The following is a 20,263-nucleotide window of genomic DNA, read 5'->3' as shown; positions in this document are numbered from 1 at the left end:
GCGTTGGGCGGGACGGTTTCGGACATGGCGTCGGACGGGCTCCTCACAGGATGTTCTTGCGTGCGATCCCCGCCCATTCATTGGTGGACGGCGGGCCCGTTTCTTGCCGTGAGCGCACGTTGTTTGGTAGGCATCTGGCCTCGTCAGGTGATCTGCCCGAGCCGCCGCCCCACGGCAAGCGCGATCGGTGCCGTCCCACAGATCCAACCCTCGGAGCCCCGTGACCCGTCCGGAGACTGAATCGCGCGCCCACGCCCCGCATCCGTGCGAAATCCTCCCCGGCGATCCCGCCTGCGGGCTCATCATCGCGTGCGATCATGCGTCGAACTTCGTGCCCCCGGACATCGAGCTCGGCGTGCCGGAACCCGAGTTCGCGCGCCACATCGCGTACGATATCGGCGCCGCGGCGGTGACGCGCGGGCTCGCGGCCCGGTTGAACGTGCCGGCGGTCCTGACGAACTTCTCGCGCCTGATCATCGACCCGAACCGCGGCCGGGCCGACCCGACCCTGGTGATGCGCCTGTCCGATGGCGCCGTGGTGCCGGGCAATGCCCGCATCGACGAGGCCGGCAAGCAGGCCCGGATCGCGCGCTTCTACGCGCCGTTCGATGCCGCCATCGACGCGGCGATCGCGGCGGCCCAGGCGGCCGGGCGTCCGCCGGCGATCCTGACCATGCACAGCTTCACGCCCTACTGGCGCGGCATCGCGCGGCCCTGGCAGGTCGGCATCCTGTACGACCGGGACGAGCGCCTCGCCCGGCCGCTGATCGAAGCGCTCGCGGCCGATCCGGCCGGGCTTACGGTGGGCGACAACCAGCCCTATGGCGGCGGCCTGCCGGGCGATACGATCGACCGCCACGCCACCGCCCGCGGCTTGGCCAACGCGCTGGTGGAGATCCGCCAGGACCTCATCGCGGGCGAGGCCGGGCAGGAGGAATGGGCCGAGCGCTTCGCCCGCATCCTGCGGCCGCTCATCGCGGCTTGATCGGGACGCGGCCGATCCCGAGATGCGTGCCGACAACCCTCAGCCGAAAGCGTTTCCACGATGCCTGAGATCGACCCGCAGACCCAGACCGAACTCGAAGCCGCAGTGTTCCGCCGGCTCGTGTCGCACCTGCGCAACCGCACAGACGTGCAGAACATCGACCTGATGAACCTGGCGGGCTTCTGCCGGAACTGCCTGTCGAACTGGCTCAAGGATGCCGCCGACGAGAGAGGTGTGCCGCTCACCAAGGACGAGAGCCGCGAGGCCGTCTATGGAATGCCCTACGCCGACTGGAAGGCGAAGCACCAGACCGAGGCGAGCCCCGAGCAGCAGGCGGGTTTTTCGGCTTCGCAGGCCAAGGATCACTGACCGGGCGAGAGGGGCGGCGAGAATCGGCTAAGCTTCCGGTAAGTTCGGCCCGTTAACCACCGGTCCAGGGCGCAACCGCGCCGCGCATCCCGGAGAGCCCCATGAACGCCCATTCGATGCCCACCGCAACAGCCCAACGGCCCGGCGGCGACGTCTCGTCGTCCGAGGGCGTGGCCGCCGACGAGCTGAAGCAGTTCATCGAGCGCCTGGAGCGCCTGGAGGAAGAGAAGGCCGGCATCATGGGCGACATCAAGGAGGTGTTCGCCGAATTGAAGGGCCGGGGCTTCGACGCGAAGGCGGTGCGCACGATCATCCGGATCCGCAAGCAGGATCATAGCGAGCGCCAGGAGCAGGAGGCGATCCTCGAACTCTACATGCAGGCGCTGGGCATGGCGTAGGACTTCCGCTGCGGAGCCGGCACCAGGTTCGGCGGCCGGAGCGAGATCGGAATCGAACAGGGCCGTACCCCACCGGGTGCGGCCCTTCGCTTAGTGGGTGGGAGCTTCGGGCGGAGGTCAGTGCCCCCCGGCGGCATGCTCTTCCTCGACCAGGCCCAGCGTCCGGCCCGGATATCCGGCCGCGTCGAAATACCGGGTCTCGCCGACCGTCTGGTAGTTCAGCACCGTCACGATGCCGGCGGCGTCCGGATCCGAGCGGCGGATATGCGTCTGGGCCGCCGGCCGCGCGCCGTTCACCATCGCCTCCGTCAGCACGCGGCCGACGAGCTTGCCCTTGGCGGGGATGTCGAGATCCAGGATCCGCGCGATGGTTTTGCCGAGGTCGGCATTGCTCGCCGGGATGTCGCTCTCCACGCCGCCGCGGAAGCTCGGGCCGACCGCGCCCATGACGTTGCGGGTGTCGGAGCGCGCGAAGCTTCCGTGCATGCCCTGGCCCTGCTGAAGCGTGGTGTCCGACACCTCGACGCCGCAGGTGGTGGGATCGGCGCAGCCAGTGGAGAAGCTGCGGAAGTTCACCACGATCGCGGGCATCGGGGTCAGGGCCGAGCCGTCGAGGGCGATGGCCGAGAGCGGCAGGGTCCCGGGGATGGCGCCGAGCGCGTCGCTGACGAACAGGCCGCTGACGTAATCCTGGCGGGACAGCGCCTGGACGACCTTCCGGGCGAGCGCGGTGTCGCCGTTCGGAACGTAGACGAGGTCCGAGCCGCCATTGGCCGCCACCACCACGTCGGGCTTGGCCGGATCGGCGCCGATCAGGCCGTTGGCGCGGCTCGGAAAGGTCCCGGCCTCCACCGTGACGCCCTTGGCGTCAGGATCGAACAGCGTCAGGCCGAGGTCGTGCGCCAGGTCGATGGCGAGGAAGCCCGGGGGCAGCTGCCGGGCCGGCACGCCTTTGTAGGATTGCCCGGCGGCGAAACTCGAGGCGCTCTCCTTCGAGATCGTTGAGAAGCCGTGATCCGAGGTCAGGACGAGGTCGGTCGTCTCGGCCAGTCCCTGCTCGCGCAGGGCGGCCTGGAGGGCGGCGAGGTTGTCGTCGGCGTTGTGGATGGCGGCCAGGCTGGTCGGCCCGTTGATGCCCGGCACCAGCCGCCCGAGACTGTCTCCCTGGTTGTGCTGCGTCCCGTCGGGATCGCGCGACCAGAATACCAGCACGAACGGCTTCTGCCGGGCCTTGAACAGCGGCAGCACCGCCTTGGTGGCGACCGCGGTGAAATAGGCCTGCTGCTCGACATTGGCGGCCAGCGTGCCGGGCTTCTCGGCGGTGCCGGCCTGGCCGTTGGCGCCGCGGGTCGGAGTCTGTTCCGGCAGGTTGACCTCCTTGAGCCGGGCGCGGACCGCGTCGCCGAGCGGGATGCCGCCGGCCCGGCCGGTGCTGTCGTCGATGTGGATGTTGGACTGGCCGGAGCGCTCGGTGTGATCGAAGACCAGGGACGGTCCGAGCTTGCCGATGCTGGCGGTGGAGAACCCTTTGGCGCGGGCGGCCTCCAGGATCGTCTCCTCGTTGAGGTAATTGCCGGCGAAATGCTCGTCGACGTCGCCAAGCACGGGGTCGCTCTCCAGGAACGGGGTCAGGCTGTCGCCGGCGCCGGGCACCGGGAAGGCGGTGTAGATCGTGTTCCCGAACTGGCCGGTATCGCCGAGCATGTGGCCGGTCGCCATCGCGGTGGCGTTCGGCATCGTGAAGGTCGGAAACAGGGAGTGCGAATTGGTGAAGCGCACGCCGGTCTTCATCAGCCGGTCCATGGCCGGGGTGTTCTGCGGGTTCACCATCCCGGCCCGCAAACCGTCGGCCACGAACAGGATGACGTTGTGGGGCCGCATCTCGGCCTGGGCGCCCCCCGAGGCGCACAACCCCACGAGGCCTGCAACGATGACGCGACGCATGACGAATCTCCGACCGAACCGGGCAGCGGCGTGGCCGGGGAACATCACAGCGCCATGACAGCCGCTGGCCCGGCGGCGGCGTCCCGGTTCGGGGGTATTGCATCCGATTGGGGGTTCGGAGACTCGCGGATAGGGCAGTCGCGGAGCCGAAGATCGCCGGAAACACGTAGAGCGCCCGGTCTTAATCCGAGCCGGTCCGATCCTTCCACACGGAGGAACCGGAGGATGAATGCTGAGGACCAGGTTTCTTCCACAGACAACGTCCGGCGTCGCGTAACGCCGTCACCGAGACCTTGACGGTAGCGAGTTCTTTCCTGAAAGAGTGAGTAACCGCATCCGGTATGCCACATTGAAGGGCAGCCAGCGGACGCTTGAACGCTCTTGAGACGCGGTCTTACCCGGCCCGTGGACTGCAGGCGCGCAGCGAATCCAACACGATCGACACGCCAGACCGGGATGCGCCGATGCGGACGCGGCCCGGGACGCGCTTGGGAGAGGAAACGATGATCCTGACGAAACGCTCTCTAGTGGCCGCCCTGCTCGGCGCCACCGCGCTCGGGCTGGCGCCGGCCCAGGCTGCCGACCCGATCAAGATCGGGCTTACCGGTCCCTATACGGGTGGCTCCTCCTCGATGGGCGTCTCGATGCGCGACGGCGCCAAGCTCGCCGCCGCCGAGATCAACAAGAACGGTGGCGTCCTCGGCCGCCAGATTCAGCTGATCGAGCGCGACGACGAGGCCAAGAACGAGGTCGGCGCCCAGGTCGCGCAGGAGTTGATCAACAAGGAGAAGGTCGTCGCCACGGTGGGCTTCATCAACACCGGCGTGGCGCTTGCGGCCCAGCGCTTCTACCAGGAAGCCGAGATCCCGGTGTTCAACAACGTCGCCACCGGCACGGTCATCACCAACCAGTTCAAGGAGCCGGATTACGACGTGAACTACGTCTTCCGGAACTCGGCCTACGACGTGCTGCAGGCCGGCATGATGGTCGATGAGGCGCTGGCGCAGAACTACAAGAAGATCGCGATCCTCGCGGACTCGACCAATTACGGTCAGCTCGGCCGCGAGGACATCGAGAAGTACCTGGCGACCAAGGGCGTGAAGCCGGTCGCGGTCGAGAAGTTCAACATCAAGGACGTCGACATGACGGCCCAGCTGCTGAAGTCGCAGCAGGCCGGCGCCGACGTGATCCTGGCCTACGGCATCGGCCCGGAGCTGGCCCAGGTCGCCAACGGCATGGCCAAACTCGGCTGGAAGGTGCCGATCATCGCGTCCTGGCCGGCCTCGATGCAGAGCTTCATCGATATCGCCGGCACCAACGGCAACGGCGTGATCATGCCGCAGACCTTCATCGAGGATAAGACGCTGGCCAAGCGCGCGTCCTTCCTCGACGATTACTACAAGACCTACGGCGTGACCAAGATTCCGACCCCGGTGGCCGGCGCCCAGGGCTACGATTCGGTCTACCTGATCGCCGCGGCGATCAAGCAGGCGGGCTCGACCAACGGTCCGAAGATCCGCGAAGCCCTCGAAGGCCTGAACACCAAGGTCGAGGGCGTGGTGACCACCTACGATCACCCGTTCACCGCCAAGGACCACAACGCGATCTCGCGCAACATGGTCGTGTTCGGCAAAGTCCAGGACGGCAAGATCGTCTACGCCAAGCCGGAAGACGCCAAGAACGCCGGCGTGGTCCGCGTCAAGGAAAAGTCCTCGAACTGATCGCCTCGTGATCGCCTGCCCCGGGCGCCGCCCGGGGCAGGCTGCCGTCACCGCTCCCGCCGCCCGTTCCTGAGACGGCCTTCCATGACCATCTTCCTTCAGCTCGTCGCCTCGGGCGTCGCGGTCGGCATGATCTACGCCGCCATCGCGTTCGGCTACCAGCTCACCTTCGCCACCTCGAAGACCCTGAATTTCGGCCAGGGCGAGGCTCTGGCGCTCGGCGCCCTGTTCGGGCTGACGCTGGCGCCGTTCACGGGCTACTGGCTGATGATCCCGCTGGTGCTGGTCTTCGGCTTTGCCCTCGGGGCTGTGGTCGAGCGGCTCGCGGTTCGTCCGGCGATCAAGATCAAGTCCGAGTACGGGTGGATCATGGCCACCATCGCGCTCGGGATCATATTCCGGAACCTCGCCGAGAACATCTGGGGCCGGGACGACCTGAAGTTCCCCTCCCCGCTGCCCGACGCGGCGGTGGAGGTCGGCGGCGTCCGCGTCCTGCCGATGGAGATGCTGATCGTCGCCGGCGCGCTGCTGATGATGCTCTGCGTCGAGATCTTCAATCGCAAGTCGATCTGGGGGAAGGCGGTCGTGGCCACCTCCAACGACATCGACGCCGCCGGCCTGATGGGCATCAACACCAAGCGGATCATCACCCTCTCCTACTCGATCAGCGCCATGACGGCGGCCTTCGCGGGCGTGCTCGTGGCTCCGGTGACGCTCACCGGGGCCACCATGGGCGCGGTGCTGGCCCTGAAGGCGTTCGCGGTGGCGATCATCGGCGGTCTGGAATCCGGCCTCGGCGTGATCGTCGGCGGCCTGATCCTCGGCGTCGCGGAAACGCTGACCGGCTTCTACATCTCGACCGGCTACAAGGACGTGCCGGGCCTGATCCTCCTCCTCGTTGTGCTCTCGATCCGCCCGGTCGGCCTGTTCGGCAAGGCCGTGATCAAGAAGGTCTGACATCCATGGCGCAATCCGCCCTCGCGCCCGCCGCCGCCGATCACGCGCCGGCCCCGAACGCCCGCGGTCTCGGCCTCGTCGGCGCCGTGCTGCTGGTCGTCGCCCTCGTGACGTTCCCCCTGGTGGTCACGAGCACCTATTACATCCACCTGCTGACCGTGATCGCGATCTACGCGATCCTGATCCTCGGCCTCGATATCGTGGTCGGCTATACCGGCCAGGTCTCGCTCGGCCATGCCGGCCTGTTCGGCATCGGGGCCTACGCGGCCGCGACGCTGTTCCTGCACTTCAAGATCGGCATCTGGCTCGGGCTGGTCGCGGGCGTCGGCGTGACGGCGGCCTTCGGGGTCCTGCTGGCGGTCCCGGCCCTGCGGGTGACCGGGCCGTATCTGGCGATGGTCACGCTGGCCTTCGGCACGATCATCCAGATCTTCATCAACGAGCTGACGCCGATCACCAACGGTCCGCTCGGCATCACCCTGCCGCCGGCCCGGGTGCTCGATTTCTCGCTGATCGGCATGCAGGCACCCTGGGGGGCGGCCGGCCGGAAGCTCGAATTCTACTATCTCGTCTGCGCGGCGCTGCTGCTCACCATCCTGGTGGTGAACCGGGTGGTGCGCTCGCCCTTCGGCCGGGCCTTCGAGGCGCTGCGCGACTCGCCGATCGCCTGCGACTGCATGGGCGTCAGCGTCTATCGCTATAAGGTCTACGCCTTCGTGGTCTCGGCGGCGCTGGCCGGCTTGGCCGGCGCGTTGTTCGCCTGGTCCGAGCGCTACGTGGCGCCGAACTCCTACGGGTTCGAGCTGACGGTGCTGTTCCTGCTCGCGGTCACCATGGGCGGGCGCAAGTCGCGCTCCGGGCCGCTGATCGGCTCCGCGATCATCGTGATGATGCCCAACATCCTGGCCGATATCGAGCTCGTCCGGATCATGGCGGGCCTCATCGCGGCCGCGGCCGTGATCGTCGGCGCCCTCGCCTTCCTCCGCAAGCAGCCGAACCGCTACGCGATCCTGGTGCCGGTGGTGCTGTGCGTGCTGTTCCTGCCGGCGACCCTGGCGCTGCAATCGGTCACCGATTTCCGCCTGACGGTCTTCGGCCTGATGATCCTGTTCGTGGTCTACTACCTGCCGGACGGCATCGTCGGCTTCCTGCGCCAGAAGATCCCGGCGCTGCGGCCGGCCCATACGGCGGAGGGCCGCGACCTCGCCGCCGGCGGTGCCGCGCTGATCGCCCAGCGCGGCGATGCCGGCGGGGACGCGCTGCTGAAGGTCGAGCAGGTGCTGATGCAGTTCGGCGGCCTGAAGGCGCTCGCCGGGATCGACCTGACCGTGAAGCCGGGCACGATCCACGGCCTGATCGGGCCGAACGGCTCGGGCAAGAGCACGATGATGAACGTGCTCACCGGCATCTACAAACCCACGGCCGGGTCGGTGACGCTGGCGGTGGCCGGCGGCCGGCGCCTCGACGGGCGCACGCCCTCCGAGATCGCCCTGTCGGGGGTGGCTCGCACCTTCCAGAACGTGCAGCTGTTCCACGAGATGACCGCGCTGGAGAACGTGCTGGTTGGCCTGCACCACACCTTCCGGGGCACGATCTTCGACGCGATCCTCGGCACGCCCCGCCGCCGGCGCGAGGAGCGCGAGGCCCGGGCCCGCGCCATGTCGATCCTGGACTTCATGGGGCTCGGCGCCCTCGCCCAGGAGGAGGCGCGCAACCTGCCCTACGGCAAGCAGCGCCTGCTGGAGATCGGCCGGGCGCTCGCCCTCGATCCCGTGCTCCTGCTGCTCGACGAGCCGGCCGCCGGCCTCACCGCGCCCGACATCGCCGACCTCGTGGCGATCATCCGCAAGATCCGCGACGCCGGCATCACGGTGATCCTGATCGAGCACCACATGGACGTGGTCATGGGCCTGTGCGACCGGGTCAGCGTCCTGGATTTCGGCCACAAGATCGCCGAGGGCGGCGCCCGCGAGGTGCAGCAGGATCCCAAGGTGATCGAGGCCTATCTCGGCGCCCCTGACGACATGGGCGGCAGCAGCCCGGAGCACGCCCATGCTTGAGGTCGCCGACCTTCACGCCGGCTACGGCCAGATCGAGGTCCTGCACGGACTCACGTTCCAGGTGCCGAAGGGCCAGGTGGTCACGTTGATCGGCTCCAACGGCGCCGGCAAGACCACGACCATGCGGGCGCTCTCAGGGATGATCCGCCCGCGCGCCGGCACGATCCGCCTCAACGGCCGCGAGATCGGCGGCCTCGACAGCCACGATGTCGCCCGCGAGGGTCTGGCGCATTCGCCGGAGGGCCGCCGGGTGTTCCCGACCCTGTCGGTGGAGGACAACCTGACGCTCGGCGCCTTTCCGCGCCTGACCGGGTCCCGGCCGAAGGGCGATGTCGCGGCCGACCGCGAGCGCGCCTTCAGCCTGTTCCCACGCCTCAAGGAGCGACGCACCCAGCTCGCCGGCACCCTTTCTGGCGGCGAGCAGCAGATGCTGGCCATGGGCCGCGCCCTGATGCTGCGCCCGGAGATCCTTCTGCTGGACGAGCCGTCCATGGGGTTGGCGCCCAAGCTGGTGGAGGAGGTGTTCCGCATCATCCGCCAGCTCAAGGAGGAGCGCGTGACGATGCTGCTGGTCGAGCAGTTCGCCATGGCGGCGCTCGGGGTGGCCGACCACGCCTACGTTCTTGAGAACGGACGCATCCGATTCCAGGGGCCGGCCGCGCAGCTCAAGAGCGACCCGGCGGTACGCGCGGCCTATCTCGGCGGCGGCCATTGAGCCGGCCGGCGGCCTGAAAACGGGAACGGCCGCGATCGTCTCCGATCGCGGCCGCCCAACGTCTCGATCGGGGTGTCTTACGCCGCCTTGGGCTTGGCCCGGGTCAGCAGCTTGCGGTTCACCAGCACCTCGGCGATCTGCACCGTGTTGAGGGCGGCGCCTTTGCGCAGGTTGTCCGACACGCACCAGAAGTTCAGGCCGTTCTCGATGGTCCCGTCCTCGCGGATGCGCGAGATGTAGGTGGCGTCCTCGCCCGCCGCCTCGTGCGGGGTCATGTAGCCGCCGTTCTCGCGCTTATCGATCACCAGGATGCCCGGTGCCGAGCGCAAGATTTCGGTGGCCCGCTCGGCCGAGAGCGGACGCTCGAACTCGACGTTCACCGCCTCGGCATGGCCGATGAACACCGGCACGCGCACGGCGGTCGCCGTCAGCTTGATCTTCGGGTCGAGCATCTTCTTGGTCTCGGCGACCATCTTCCACTCTTCCTTCGTGTAGCCATCCTCCATGAACACATCGATGTGGGGGATGACGTTGAAGGCGATCCGCTTGGTGAACTTGCCGCCTTCCTTGATGTCGCCGGCGGTGAACACGGCGCGGGTCTGGTTGAACAGCTCGTCCATCGCCTCCTTGCCGGCGCCGGAGACCGACTGGTAGGTCGAGACCACCACGCGCTTGATCGTGGCCGCCTCGTGCAACGGCTTCAGGGCGACGACGAGCTGGGCGGTCGAGCAGTTCGGGTTGGCGATGATGTTGCGCTTGGTGAAGCCCACGATCGCGTCGGCATTCACCTCCGGCACGATCAGCGGCACATCCGAGTCGTAGCGGAACGCCGACGAGTTATCGATCACCACGCAGCCCTGCTGGCCGATGCGGGGCGACCACTCCTTGGAGGTCTCGCCGCCCGCCGACATCAGGCAGATGTCCGTGTCGGAGAAGTCGTAGGTGTCGAGGACTTTGACCTTGAGCGTTTTGTCGCCGAAGGAGACTTCCTGACCCTGGCTGCGGCGCGAGGCCAGCGCCACGACCTCGTCGGCGGGGAAGGCCCGCTCGGCCAGGATATCCAGCATCTCACGGCCCACGTTTCCCGTGGCGCCTACGATGGCGACCTTGTAACCCATCTCTCGTCTCCGCGCGGAAAGCCCCGGCCGATCCGGGTGCCGCGCTCCTGCCAGCAAAATCGGCCGAAGAATCGTTCGCGCCGAAGGGGCACCCGCCGAACGGGCACGGCCGCGAACACCCACGAGGTGGGTGCGGCAGCCGCTTCGAGCAAGGCGCCGATGGCGCGGGGCTGTCAAGACCGGCGGCTGCGGCGCAAGGATCGATTCACCCTGTGGCGGGAATGCCGGGCATGACGCCCCGTTGGAGGGTGGTGATCAACCCGGTGCAGCGATGATCGGAGGGCGGCCGAGACTTCCGGCCGAGACCTGCGGCCGTCCGCACGGGGCATCATGCAAGCCGACGATCCGAGCCCAGATACGGAGCGCTCGCCCGAACCGCCCGAAGGCCGCCGCAAGCTCTCGCTCACCGGTTTGGGCCTGCGCCTGGTCGCGGCTTCGGCGATGATCGCCACACTCTATCTCTATGCCAAACCTGCGACGCCGACGTCTCCGGAATCCGTGGTCGCGGACCGGGTCGAGGTGCCCTTCGTGCCGTCGACCCCCGCCGCGAAGGTTCCCACCGTGGCGGCGCCCGCCCGTTTCGGGCTCACGGAACCCGGGATCGATCCGGTCCGGATCATGCCTGGCCGGATCGACCCCACGACCGGCCTGCGGGAGGATGCGCTGGCGCGCGGTGCATTCGAGGCGCTTGACGCCCCGGCGCTCCGGGTCACGCTGATCCGCGGCGACGCCGCTGCGGCGGCGCCGGGCTTGTTCATCCTGATGGCCCGGCGTGCGGCGGGCGGAGCGGCCACCGACGGGCCGTCGCTGGCGGTGGTCCGGACCGGGCCGGGCGGCCGGATCGTCACCAAGTTCGGGGCCGTGGAAACGCTGGAAGTGACCCTCGGAGGCCCGGCACGCCGCACCTGCACCGGCTTCGTCACCCGCGACCGGACGTTCCGCCTCGACGGCTGGCTCTGTGCCCCGCTCGGTCATCCCCCCGAAGAGCGCGCGCTGGGCTGCATGATCGACGCGCTCAGCCTCGACGATCCGGCCGATCCCGACGCGACCGCGGCGTTCCTGGCTCCCCGCCCCGACCGCGGATGCAGCGTGGCGACGGTGGCGGACGCCTCCGATCCGACCGGTTCGATCGGTCACCGGCGGGCGCGCACGAAAAAATGAGGCCAGAATACGGCAAATCCCCGAAGCTCGGCCATTTTCATGGAACCACAGCCCCACTCAAGCGTCGTTCTATCAAAGGCGGCGAACTGTTAAGCTTCGGTCGCCATACTGGTGGCACTCACAGACAAGGTTGGCCATGCGCTCGCTTAAGATCGCTCTTCTCGGCGTCATCGCCGCCACCGGCTTCGGCGCCCTGGCGTCCGCGCCCGCCCAGGCCCAGGAGGGTTTCGGCCCGGGCCGCGTCTACAGCGTCAGCCGTCCGCTCCCGATCCGCGTCCGCCCGCGCAGCTGGCTCGACGCCGGCAACGTGCCGCTGACCTCGAACGTTCCGGGCGCCGGTGGTTCGCGGAACCCGGCCCTGAACCCCTACCTGATCGCCGCCTCGAACCAGCTGACGCCGGTCTATGGTCGCAACGATCGCTTCGACAGCGGATTGCTGCCCGATCCGATCACCAACGGCCCGTTCATCGGTGCGCGCTCCTCGGCAGTCCGGAATGTCGATCTGTCCTTTGTCGATCGGATCGATCCGACCTCGCCGCTCTACGGCCGCCCCTACTAAGCCGGACGCATTTTTTGAGAGTTGCGAAGCGCGGGCCCTCGGGTCCGCGTTTTTCGTTTTTGCGGGGCTTTTACCACGCGCCCCCACATCCGGGGGTGCGGGCGAAGCGGGCTTCGCAGAATCCATCCAGCCGGACCCGTGATCCCAGAAGCCCTCTGATCGAGGCCCAAAGATCGTTTACCGCCGGGCGCCTCAGGATGCGGGGGGAGACTGAGACATCAGGATGATCGCCTCTGCCTGCATCGGCGCCGCGCGGACTACTTGACCTGCACGCTGTCGACGACGGTGCGGAACTTGGCGAGCACGCCGGTCCGCTGGTCCTCTCGGACCACGCCCAGGGCCCGCAGATAGCCGTCCGGGTTGAATCGGATCGTCTGCGAGACGACCACGGGCACGTTGGTGGGCATGTCGACGGCCCGGGCGACGATCTCGTGCCAGTCGACTCCGTTCGAGCGGTAGCTCTGCGCGCGCTCGATCACGAAGTCCTTCATGGTCTGGTTGGAGGCCAGGGCCGCCCGGGCGAAGCCGTCCCGCTGCTCGGCGGTGGGTGGCTGCTGGACGGCTTGGGCGAGGACCAGGATCGGCTGTTCCAGGTTCTGCATCTGGTCCTTCGGACCCGCGGTGAGCAGGACCGAATTGCCCGCCATCACGCGCACCGGCCGGAACCCGGCCATGTCGCCGATGCGGAAGGGCAGCGCGTCGACCTGCTGGGTCAGTGTCAGGGCCGGGCGCAGGGTGACGCCGGTCACCAGCTTGCGCATCGTCTCCTCGGTCTCCGCATCCGGAAGCGCCTGCGCGATGATCAGGCCGGTCACGGAGGGCGTACCTACCACGAGGATCCACTTGCGGATCGCCGGCGCGGTGGCGTTCGGGTCGGCGGGCTGCTCGCCGGTGTAGAGCATACCTTCGTTGTCGCCGATCTTGACCTCTTCGCGTTTCTCCACCGCGAAGCCCTGGCTGAGCAGGTTCGCGTCGGTGAAGCCGCTCACGAGTTCCGCGAACGCGTTCGGCGGCAACTCCACCACCGAAACGGTGGCGCCGCCCTCCTTGCGCTCGAAACCCGAGAAGCGCCGCGACAGCGACATGTCGGCCGGCGGTTCGAAGCCGAACCGGGAGCCCGGCGGGAAGACCGGTTCGGCGGCCTGCGCCACGGAGCCGAGTCCGGCCAGCAGGACGGCCAGGGACAGAACCCGCCCGAGACGCAGCGTCAGGTTACCCACCAGCATCGGAAACCGGTTCTCCTCAAGCCAAAGCCCACATAGGCTCGCCTTGTGCGATGGGTCCGACGGCGGGCAGCCGGTGTCAAGCGCCTGCGGGATCAGGAGATCGGGAGATCCGTTGCCGCGCCGTCACGTCGGCGGCGCGCCGACCCGGCGCAGCGTCAGGTTGCAGCGCCCGCCCGCCGGCAGGAAGCCCGGCTGCGGGTTCTCGGCGAGCAGGCCGTCGTCCGGGTAGAGGCGGTCGATCCCGTGGTGGATCAGACGCGAGGCGCCGCCGATGACCAGGGCGTCGCCGGGCCGAAGGCGTACCGAGCGCGTCGGGTCCGAGCGTTGGAGGCCGCCGTAGCGGAACAGCGCCTCCGCCCCCAAGGACAGGGACAGCACCGGAGCGGAAAAGTCGGCCTCGTCACGGTCCTGGTGCAGGCCCATGCGGGCGCCGGGGCCGTAAAGATTGATCAGGCAGGCCTCCGGCGACGCCGGGAAGCCGGCGAGCGCTTCCCAGGCGACCAGGGCGGTCGGCGGGATCGGCGGCCACGGCGCGCCAGTGCCGGGATGGGTCGGCTGGTACCGGTATCCGTGACGGTCGGACACCCAGCCGAGCGGGCCGGCATTCGACATCCGGACGGAGAACGGTTTCCCCGTCCGCGGCATGGACGGGGTGACGGGCGGCGCGGCGGACAGGACAGCCGCGACCTCGGCGGCGAGGCGCGTGCGGGCGGCCATGTCCAGGAATCCCGCGTGGAGGATCAGCCCAGGCGCGAGCTCGGTCGGCAATCAGACACCCGCCGCGAGGTCGCGGGTCAGGTTATCCTTGGAGGCCACCGTGGTGGTGGCGTCGAGCCGGTAGATCAGCGGCTCGCCGGTCCTGATCTCCAGGTTGGCGACGGTGTCCGGCCCCAGGTGGTCGAGCACCATCACCAGGGACCGCAGGGAATTGCCGTGGGCTGCGACCAGCACCCGCTGGCCGGCCATCACCCGCGGCAGGATCGTCTCGATGTAGAAGGGCAGCACCCGGGCCGCCGTGTCCTTGAGGCTCTCACCCCCGGGCGGCCGGATGTCGTAGGAGCGCCGCCAGTTGTGGACCTGCGCCTCACCCCACCTGGCGATGGCATCGTCCTTGTTGAGGCCGGCCAGGTCGCCGTAATCACGCTCGTTCAGCGCCTGGGCGCGCACGACCTCGATGTCCGAAACGCCCATCGCCTCCAGCATCAGTGCGCAGGTGTGCTGGGCCCGGACGAGTTCGGACGTGAAGGCGACGTCGAATCCGTAGCCCGCGCGCCGGAGCGCCCGTCCCGCGGCCTGCGCCTCGGCGACGCCCCGTTCGGTCAGCCCCGGATCGCGCCAGCCGGTGAACAGGTTCTTGAGGTTCCATTCGCTCTGGCCGTGGCGAGCGAGGACGAGCAGGCGCTCCATCGGACGGTCGTATTCCTTGATGCTGGTCTATAGCCCGAGCACATCCGCCATCGAGTAGAGACCCGGCGGCTTCGGGTGCGCCCAGAGGGCGGCCTTCACGGCGCCGGCGGCGAACAACCCGCGGTCGGCGGCGTGGTGGCTGATGGTCAGGCTCTCGCCGGCGCCGGCGAAGATTACGCTGTGGTCGCCGACCACGGAGCCGCCCCGCAACGTGGCGAAGCCGATGTCGCCCGGCTTACGGGCGCCCGTATGCCCGTCCCGGGTCGAGACCCGCACGTTTTTGAGGTCGACCCCCCGCCCCTCGGCGGCGGCCTCGCCCAGGAGCAACGCCGTACCGGAGGGCGCGTCCACCTTCATCCGGTGGTGCATCTCGGTGATCTCGATGTCGAACTCGTCGCCCAGCGCCTTGGCGACCCGGCGGACCAACTCGGCCATTAGGTTGATGCCGAGCGACATGTTGCCGGAGCGCACGAGGCGGGCGTGGTAGGCGGCAGCCTGCAGCTTCGCGAGGTCGTCGTCGGACAGGCCGGTCGTCCCGATCACGTGGACGATGCGCGCCTGGGCGGCCAGCTCGGCGAATTGCACGGTGGCGGCCGGCGCCGTGAAATCGAGCACGCCGTCGGCGGTCGCGAACGCGGTCAACGGGTCGTCGGTCACCGGCACGTCGAGGGGCGGGAGGCCGGCGAGCGGCCCGGCATCCTGGCCGAGGACCGGCGAGCCCTCGCGCTCGATCGCCGCCGCCAGGGTGCACCCCTCGGCTTCGGACACCGCGCGGATCAACATCCGCCCCATGCGCCCGTCCGCGCCGACCACCACGAGCCGCATCTGTCGTTCCTATCGTCGTTCCGTCTCGGACGACCCTGGCCGATGCCGGGCGCGCCATCAATGGGCCCAACCTCGGCGCAGGGCCGTCGGGTTCCCGCGTCGCCGCTTCGAGGAGCGCGACCCGGGAACCCGGATCGGCTCAGGCCTTCTCGGGGGCGATCGCCTCGAGGCCGCCGATGTGCTTCTGCGCGTAGAGCGGCAGGCCGATCTGCCGGATCAGCTCGAGCTGGGTCTCGAGGAAGTCGATATGGCCTTCCTCGTCCGTGGCCAGATCCTCGAACAGGTTCTTCGAGACGCGCTCGTTGATCGATTCGCAGTACTGAGCGGCCTCGAGATAGAGGCTGCGGGCGCCGTTCTCGGCGGCCAGATCGCACTCGATGATCTCCTGCACGGTCTGGCCGATGCGCAGCGGCTCCAGCTCCTGCAGGTTCGGGAATCCGTCGAGGAACAGGATCCGGTCGACGAATCGATCCGCGTGGTTCATCTCCTCGATCGATTCCTTGCGCCAGAACTTGGCGAGATCGATATAGCCCCAGTCATTGAGCATCCGGAAATGCAGCCAGTACTGGCTGACTGCAGTCAGCTCGCTCTTCAGGCCGCGATTCAGATACTCGATGACCTTGGTGTCGCCCTTCATGGCCCCCGTACTCCTAACAGCTCTTCGAGCGGGGGGGCTTAGGCGTCACGCCGTGATCCCGTCCTCCGCAGTTTGGAATAAGACCAAACTGCAAGCGCTAGCGCAAGTCGTGGAGCATTCATGGCTGCCCTGAGCCGCCGCCGCTTCTCCCAGCGCGCTGCGCATGATCTCCCGAATGGTCCGGGCGCAGCGGCCGCATTTCGGGCTGCAGCCGAGGCAGGCGTAGACCTGCGCCGGGGTGCGGGGACAACCCGGGCCGGGCGACAGGCAGCTGCGAACGGCGCCATCGGACAGGACGTTGCAAGAACAGACGATCATGCGCGCTGCAGAACCCGTCTTCCTCGGGCCTAACCCGACCATGTCGGGCGAGGCGTTTCGGACCTACCAGATTAGAACGACTGAAAAGTAGCAGGCTTTTCAATATCTTACTGGTCATCGGGGAGATGGCATCCACGCCGGCTTTGGTCAAGGCGGCGCAAATCACAGCGATTCGATCGAATCGTCCTCGCTTGATCAACCGATGCGGTGGCGCTGACCGGCGGATCTCAGCGCGCGAGTTCGCGCAGCCCGAGCCGAATCAGGACCTTGGCCTCGGCCCCCTCTTCCGCCCCCTTGAGGGCCGCCGCGATGGCCGAGGCTGCCTGCACCTGCGGATAGCCGAGATTGACCAGCGCCGAGATCGCGTCGGCCACCGGCCTGGGCGCCGCGCCCTCCTCGACGGCGCCGGTGAGGGCGACCAGGGCCGGGTCGATCGGTGCGAAGGTGGGCGCCTTGTCTTTCAGCTCGGCGGTCAGCCGGGCGGCGAGCCGCGGCCCGACGCCCGGCGCCCGGCTGATCGTGCCCTTGTCGCCGGTGGCGATGGCGCTCGCCAGGGCATCGGGTTCCAGCACCGACAGGATCGCCAGGGCGACCCGGGCGCCGACGCCCTGGACGGTCTGGAGAAGCCGGAACCACTCCCGCTCGGCATCCGAGCGGAAGCCGTAGAGCCGGATCATGTCCTCGCGGACATGCGTCTCGATCGAAAGGTCCGCCGGCTCTCCGACCTTCGGCATGCGCTGGAGCGTGCGCGCGGAACAATGCGCGATGTAGCCGACGCCGGAGACGTCGAGGATCACGAAATCCTCGCCGAACGAATCCACCACGCCCTTGAGCTTGCCGATCATTCTGTGCCCGTCCGCTGTCGTCGCGATGCCTATAGAAGCCGGGGCGCGTCCGCCAGACGCGCTTGAGCCCGTGGGCACTTCGTGGAATCAGGGTCGCCGTGACGGCCAGGCTTGAGGACGATCGAGATCCGGCCGGACGAGCGGGGAAACGACCATGCGCGCGCCCATTCTCGCCCTGATCGGTCTTCTGTGCCTCGGCCCCGCCCGGGCCGCGGACGATCCGACCGCCACGGCGCCGAGCAAGGACCCGACCCAGGTCCGGCCGGGCGCCTACGTCCTGGATCCGGATCACGGCAAGGTCACGTGGTCGGTGAGCCATCTGGGCTACTCGACCTATTACGGGCAGTTCACCGGCCTGACCGGCACGCTCACGCTCGACCCGAAGGCACCCGACAAGAGCCGCCTGGAGGTCAGCGTCCCGCTCAGCGGGGTCAGCACGGGCAGCAGCCGCCTGAACGAGCATCTGGCGGCGGCGGACTTCTTCGACACGACCAAGTTCCCGAGTGCCACCTTCACGGCTACCGCGGTGGAGCCGACGAGCCCGACCACCGCGCGGATCACCGGCGATCTGACCCTGCGCGGCGTCACCCGTCCGCTGGCGATCGACGCGACGTTCAACCAGGCGGGCATCCACCCGGTGGACAAGCGATACACCGTCGGCTTCGACGGACGCGCCCTGGTGAAGCGCTCGGATTACGGCGTGAACGCCTACCTGCCGGCCCTGGGCGACGAGGTTTCGCTGCGCATCGAGGGCGAGTTCAAGGCGGCCCCATGAGCTGCAGGCAGGAGCGTCGGACCGGCGGATCGGCGCATTCGGACGGGCTTTGCGTTGGCGCGGGCGCCCGCACCGGTATAGGCAGCCCGGGTCGCGCCCTCGCCGCGGACGGGTCGCCGGATACGTCCGGGCTCGCCGCGCCAACCGCTGCCATGGAGGTCTGAGCGTTGCGTGGAGCTTGGCTGATCTCGGTTCTGGTGCTGGCGGGTCCGGCCTGCGCGCAGATTCCTGCGCCGCCCGCGCCCTCTCCGCTCGACAATTATGCCGAGGCGGCGGCCACGACCATCATCGCCGAGCAGGCCTGTCCGGGCATCCAGGTGAAGGCCGGGCAGCTCACGACCCTGCGGCTCGCCACCAAGGTCGGCGCCGCGCAGGAAGCCATCCTGCAGGAGAAACTGCGGACCCGGGCCACGCAGGTCCGGCAGCAGCTCGCCGCCGACGGGCGGGAGGCATGGTGCAGCCAGGCGCTCGCCGCATTCGGCCCCCAGGGCAGCGTCGCCAAGGGCATTCTCGCAACCGGCGCGCCGATCCGCTGATCCCGTCCAGGATTGACACGGGGCCACCCCGCCCCTACTGACCCGGCATGGCGCGCGGCCTCCTCGACGAGGTCCGCGCGTTTCGCGTTGTCCGGGTCCGCCCGTGCAATGACTTCAAACAAGAAGCCGGTCCAGGGGCAGCCGCCCCGGAGGCCGTTCGAGAACACGAGAGCAACGATGTTCGCAGTCATCAAGACGGGCGGCAAGCAGTACCGCGTCGCCGCCAACGACACCATCACCATCGCCACCCTGCCGGGCGAGGCCGGTGAAACCGTGACCTTCGGTGAGGTCCTCCTGTTCGCAGACGGTGCGGGCGCGACGCAGGTCGGTGCGCCGACCCTGTCGGGCATCAGCGTCACGGGCGAGATCGTGAGCCACGGCCGCGACAAGAAGGTCATCGCCTTCAAGAAGCGCCGCCGCCAGAACTCGCGCCGCAAGCGCGGTCACCGCCAGCACCACACCGTGGTGCGCATCACCGCCATCTCCGCGTGATCGAGCGCGGGCCTCCCGGTAGGCCCGCGATCCGCGCGACCCACACGCATTCGGAGCAGATCCCATGGCACACAAGAAAGCAGGCGGCTCGTCCCGCAACGGCCGCGATTCGGCCGGCCGTCGTCTCGGCGTCAAGAAGTTCGGCTCGGAAGCCGTGATCCCGGGCAACATCATCGTGCGCCAGCGCGGCACGAAATGGCATCCCGGCAGCAATGTCGGCATGGGCAAGGACCACACGCTGTTCGCGCTGGTCCCGGGCCATGTCCGCTTCGAGACGCGCCGCGGGCGCGAGTTCGTAGCCGTAACCCCGCTGGCCCTGGCCGCGGAATAACAGGCGGGCGCCCGAGCGGCGAAGCTGGCGTCCCGCCCGGTGTCCCACACCGGACCGGAGACGTCGATGCCGAGCCCCTGACGGGACGGATCGGACGGAACACCGGGGAGGATGGGGCACCATCCTCCCCTTCGTCGTCTTGAGGCGGTGTCCCGGAGCCGGGAACGCCGCCCTGCGAGGGCATGATGTTCCCCGATCTCACCCGCGACGACGTCTTCCGGATCGAGACGCGCAGGCTTTGGCTGCGCTGGCCGACCGCCAAGGACAGGGACGCGGTCCTGAAGCTGGCGGGCGACCGTTCCGTGGCCGAGATGACCGCGCGAATCCCGCATCCGCTCGACCGGCACACCGTCGATGCGTTCCTGCTCGGCACGCGGGTCGCCAACACCGACGGCAGCGGCCTGACGCTGGCGCTGACCGAGCGGTCGGCCCCGGCCAACCTGATCGGTCTGGTCGGGATCTCAGGTGGTGGGACGCAGCCGCATCTCGGATATTGGCTCGGCCGGCCCTGGTGGGGCAACGGCCTGATGGGCGAGGCCGCGCGGGCCCTGGTCCATGCCTATTTCGCCTATGCGGGCGGGGGCCGGATCGAAGCTTCGGCCCTGCCGGCGAACCCGGCCTCCCGGCGTGTCTTGGAAAAGGTCGGTTTCCGGATGACCGGGCGCGGCCCGCGCGCCTGCCCGGCCCGCGGCGGCGACCGGGAGGTCGACTTCTTCGGCCTCGACCGCAACGACTGGGCGGCCCATGTGGAGGCTTCCGACTCCCCGGCGGAACTCGCGGCGGCGTCCTGAATCACAGCGTTCCGGCCTCCCCGAAGGGAGGGGCCGGGCGCGGCGTCGAACAGTCCGACGCACCCACTCTATGCCTCGACGCCCCCCGGGTTG

23 protein-coding genes are annotated in these 20,263 nt (G+C 68.8%); 14 read left to right on the top strand and 9 right to left on the bottom strand.

Going from position 1 to position 20,263, the window contains the following annotated elements; all coding sequences use genetic code 11:
- The first annotated feature begins 220 nt into the window (after positions 1-220).
- From FV233_RS13920 to FV233_RS13910, 3 genes are all read left to right on the top strand, one after another.
- A complete protein-coding gene (locus tag FV233_RS13920; RefSeq protein WP_147854570.1) occupies positions 221-985 on the top strand; it encodes an N-formylglutamate amidohydrolase in 765 nt (254 codons plus the stop codon).
- Positions 986-1,045: 60 nt separating this feature from the next.
- On the top strand, positions 1,046-1,354 hold the full coding sequence (locus FV233_RS13915; protein WP_147854571.1) for a DUF1244 domain-containing protein: 309 nt from the start codon (positions 1,046-1,048) through the stop codon (positions 1,352-1,354).
- Between the two features lie 116 nt (positions 1,355-1,470).
- A complete protein-coding gene (locus tag FV233_RS13910) occupies positions 1,471-1,752 on the top strand; it encodes a DUF2312 domain-containing protein (protein WP_167367711.1) in 282 nt (93 codons plus the stop codon).
- A gap of 117 nt (positions 1,753-1,869) precedes the next feature.
- Here the strand turns inward: FV233_RS13910 and FV233_RS13905 are convergent, their stop codons facing one another.
- Positions 1,870-3,696, bottom strand: a complete 1,827-nt coding sequence (locus FV233_RS13905) for a nucleotide pyrophosphatase/phosphodiesterase family protein (protein ID WP_147897805.1) — start codon at positions 3,694-3,696, stop codon at positions 1,870-1,872.
- A 503-nt stretch (positions 3,697-4,199) separates the two neighbouring features.
- On the opposite strand from FV233_RS13905, the gene FV233_RS13900 reads away from it, so the two are divergent.
- From FV233_RS13900 to FV233_RS13885, 4 genes are all read left to right on the top strand, one after another.
- On the top strand, positions 4,200-5,417 hold the full coding sequence (locus FV233_RS13900) for an ABC transporter substrate-binding protein (RefSeq protein WP_147854573.1): 1,218 nt from the start codon (positions 4,200-4,202) through the stop codon (positions 5,415-5,417).
- An 84-nt stretch (positions 5,418-5,501) separates the two neighbouring features.
- Positions 5,502-6,374: a branched-chain amino acid ABC transporter permease gene (locus FV233_RS13895; protein ID WP_147854574.1), complete on the top strand. Its 873-nt coding sequence runs from the start codon at positions 5,502-5,504 to the stop codon at positions 6,372-6,374.
- A 5-nt stretch (positions 6,375-6,379) separates the two neighbouring features.
- Positions 6,380-8,434 (top strand): branched-chain amino acid ABC transporter ATP-binding protein/permease, encoded by a 2,055-nt coding sequence (locus tag FV233_RS13890; RefSeq protein WP_147854575.1) that lies wholly within the window; start codon positions 6,380-6,382, stop codon positions 8,432-8,434.
- A complete protein-coding gene (locus FV233_RS13885; protein WP_147854576.1) occupies positions 8,427-9,149 on the top strand; it encodes an ABC transporter ATP-binding protein in 723 nt (240 codons plus the stop codon). The genes FV233_RS13890 and FV233_RS13885 overlap by 8 nt, the downstream gene beginning before the upstream one ends.
- A 77-nt stretch (positions 9,150-9,226) precedes the next feature.
- Here FV233_RS13885 and FV233_RS13880 read toward each other — a convergent pair whose 3' ends face one another.
- Positions 9,227-10,267: an aspartate-semialdehyde dehydrogenase gene (locus FV233_RS13880; protein WP_147897804.1), complete on the bottom strand. Its 1,041-nt coding sequence runs from the start codon at positions 10,265-10,267 to the stop codon at positions 9,227-9,229.
- A gap of 330 nt (positions 10,268-10,597) precedes the next feature.
- Here FV233_RS13880 and FV233_RS13875 point away from each other — a divergent pair, with 330 nt between their 5' ends.
- Positions 10,598-11,428 carry a hypothetical protein gene (locus FV233_RS13875; RefSeq protein ID WP_238259513.1) on the top strand — a complete coding sequence of 277 codons (831 nt, stop codon included), beginning with the start codon at positions 10,598-10,600 and terminating at the stop codon, positions 11,426-11,428.
- 136 nt (positions 11,429-11,564) lie between these two features.
- Entirely contained in the window at positions 11,565-11,987 is a 423-nt protein-coding gene (locus tag FV233_RS13870) for a hypothetical protein (protein ID WP_147854192.1), read from the top strand.
- A gap of 257 nt (positions 11,988-12,244) precedes the next feature.
- Here the strand turns inward: FV233_RS13870 and FV233_RS13865 are convergent, their stop codons facing one another.
- The 7 genes from FV233_RS13865 to ruvA form a co-directional block, all read right to left on the bottom strand.
- The gene (locus FV233_RS13865) at positions 12,245-13,213 is read right to left on the bottom strand and encodes a hypothetical protein (RefSeq protein ID WP_147854191.1); all 969 of its coding nucleotides are present in this window, start codon (positions 13,211-13,213) and stop codon (positions 12,245-12,247) included.
- 123 nt (positions 13,214-13,336) lie between these two features.
- A complete protein-coding gene (locus FV233_RS13860; RefSeq protein ID WP_147854190.1) occupies positions 13,337-13,981 on the bottom strand; it encodes an alpha-ketoglutarate-dependent dioxygenase AlkB in 645 nt (214 codons plus the stop codon).
- Complete coding sequence (locus tag FV233_RS13855) at positions 13,982-14,620, bottom strand: 2,3-bisphosphoglycerate-dependent phosphoglycerate mutase (protein WP_147897803.1); 639 nt, start codon at positions 14,618-14,620, stop codon at positions 13,982-13,984. It abuts the gene before it with no gap.
- A gap of 27 nt (positions 14,621-14,647) precedes the next feature.
- A complete protein-coding gene (gene dapB, locus FV233_RS13850) occupies positions 14,648-15,445 on the bottom strand; it encodes a 4-hydroxy-tetrahydrodipicolinate reductase (protein WP_147854188.1) in 798 nt (265 codons plus the stop codon).
- A 139-nt stretch (positions 15,446-15,584) separates the two neighbouring features.
- Positions 15,585-16,082 carry a bacterioferritin gene (bfr, locus tag FV233_RS13845; protein WP_147854187.1) on the bottom strand — a complete coding sequence of 166 codons (498 nt, stop codon included), beginning with the start codon at positions 16,080-16,082 and terminating at the stop codon, positions 15,585-15,587.
- A 45-nt stretch (positions 16,083-16,127) separates the two neighbouring features.
- Positions 16,128-16,400: a (2Fe-2S)-binding protein gene (locus FV233_RS31160; protein ID WP_147897802.1), complete on the bottom strand. Its 273-nt coding sequence runs from the start codon at positions 16,398-16,400 to the stop codon at positions 16,128-16,130.
- Between the two features lie 227 nt (positions 16,401-16,627).
- Entirely contained in the window at positions 16,628-17,245 is a 618-nt protein-coding gene (ruvA, locus tag FV233_RS13835; protein ID WP_147854185.1) for a Holliday junction branch migration protein RuvA, read from the bottom strand.
- Positions 17,246-17,399: 154 nt separating this feature from the next.
- Between ruvA and FV233_RS13830 the strand changes: the two genes are divergently transcribed.
- From FV233_RS13830 to FV233_RS13810, 5 genes are all read left to right on the top strand, one after another.
- On the top strand, positions 17,400-18,020 hold the full coding sequence (locus FV233_RS13830; RefSeq protein ID WP_147854184.1) for a YceI family protein: 621 nt from the start codon (positions 17,400-17,402) through the stop codon (positions 18,018-18,020).
- Positions 18,021-18,187: 167 nt separating this feature from the next.
- Positions 18,188-18,556: a hypothetical protein gene (locus FV233_RS13825; RefSeq protein WP_147854183.1), complete on the top strand. Its 369-nt coding sequence runs from the start codon at positions 18,188-18,190 to the stop codon at positions 18,554-18,556.
- A 177-nt stretch (positions 18,557-18,733) separates the two neighbouring features.
- A complete protein-coding gene (rplU, locus tag FV233_RS13820) occupies positions 18,734-19,048 on the top strand; it encodes a 50S ribosomal protein L21 (protein WP_147854182.1) in 315 nt (104 codons plus the stop codon).
- A gap of 64 nt (positions 19,049-19,112) precedes the next feature.
- A complete protein-coding gene (gene rpmA, locus FV233_RS13815) occupies positions 19,113-19,379 on the top strand; it encodes a 50S ribosomal protein L27 (RefSeq protein ID WP_147854181.1) in 267 nt (88 codons plus the stop codon).
- Between the two features lie 185 nt (positions 19,380-19,564).
- The gene (locus tag FV233_RS13810; RefSeq protein ID WP_147854195.1) at positions 19,565-20,170 is read left to right on the top strand and encodes a GNAT family N-acetyltransferase; all 606 of its coding nucleotides are present in this window, start codon (positions 19,565-19,567) and stop codon (positions 20,168-20,170) included.
- Positions 20,171-20,263 lie beyond the last annotated feature (93 nt).

The organism is Methylobacterium sp. WL7, assembly GCF_008040085.1.
GTDB lineage: Bacteria > Pseudomonadota > Alphaproteobacteria > Rhizobiales > Beijerinckiaceae > Methylobacterium > Methylobacterium mesophilicum.
The sequence above is the reverse complement of the archived record's forward strand: the minus strand, read 5'-3'. Positions and strand labels throughout refer to the sequence as shown.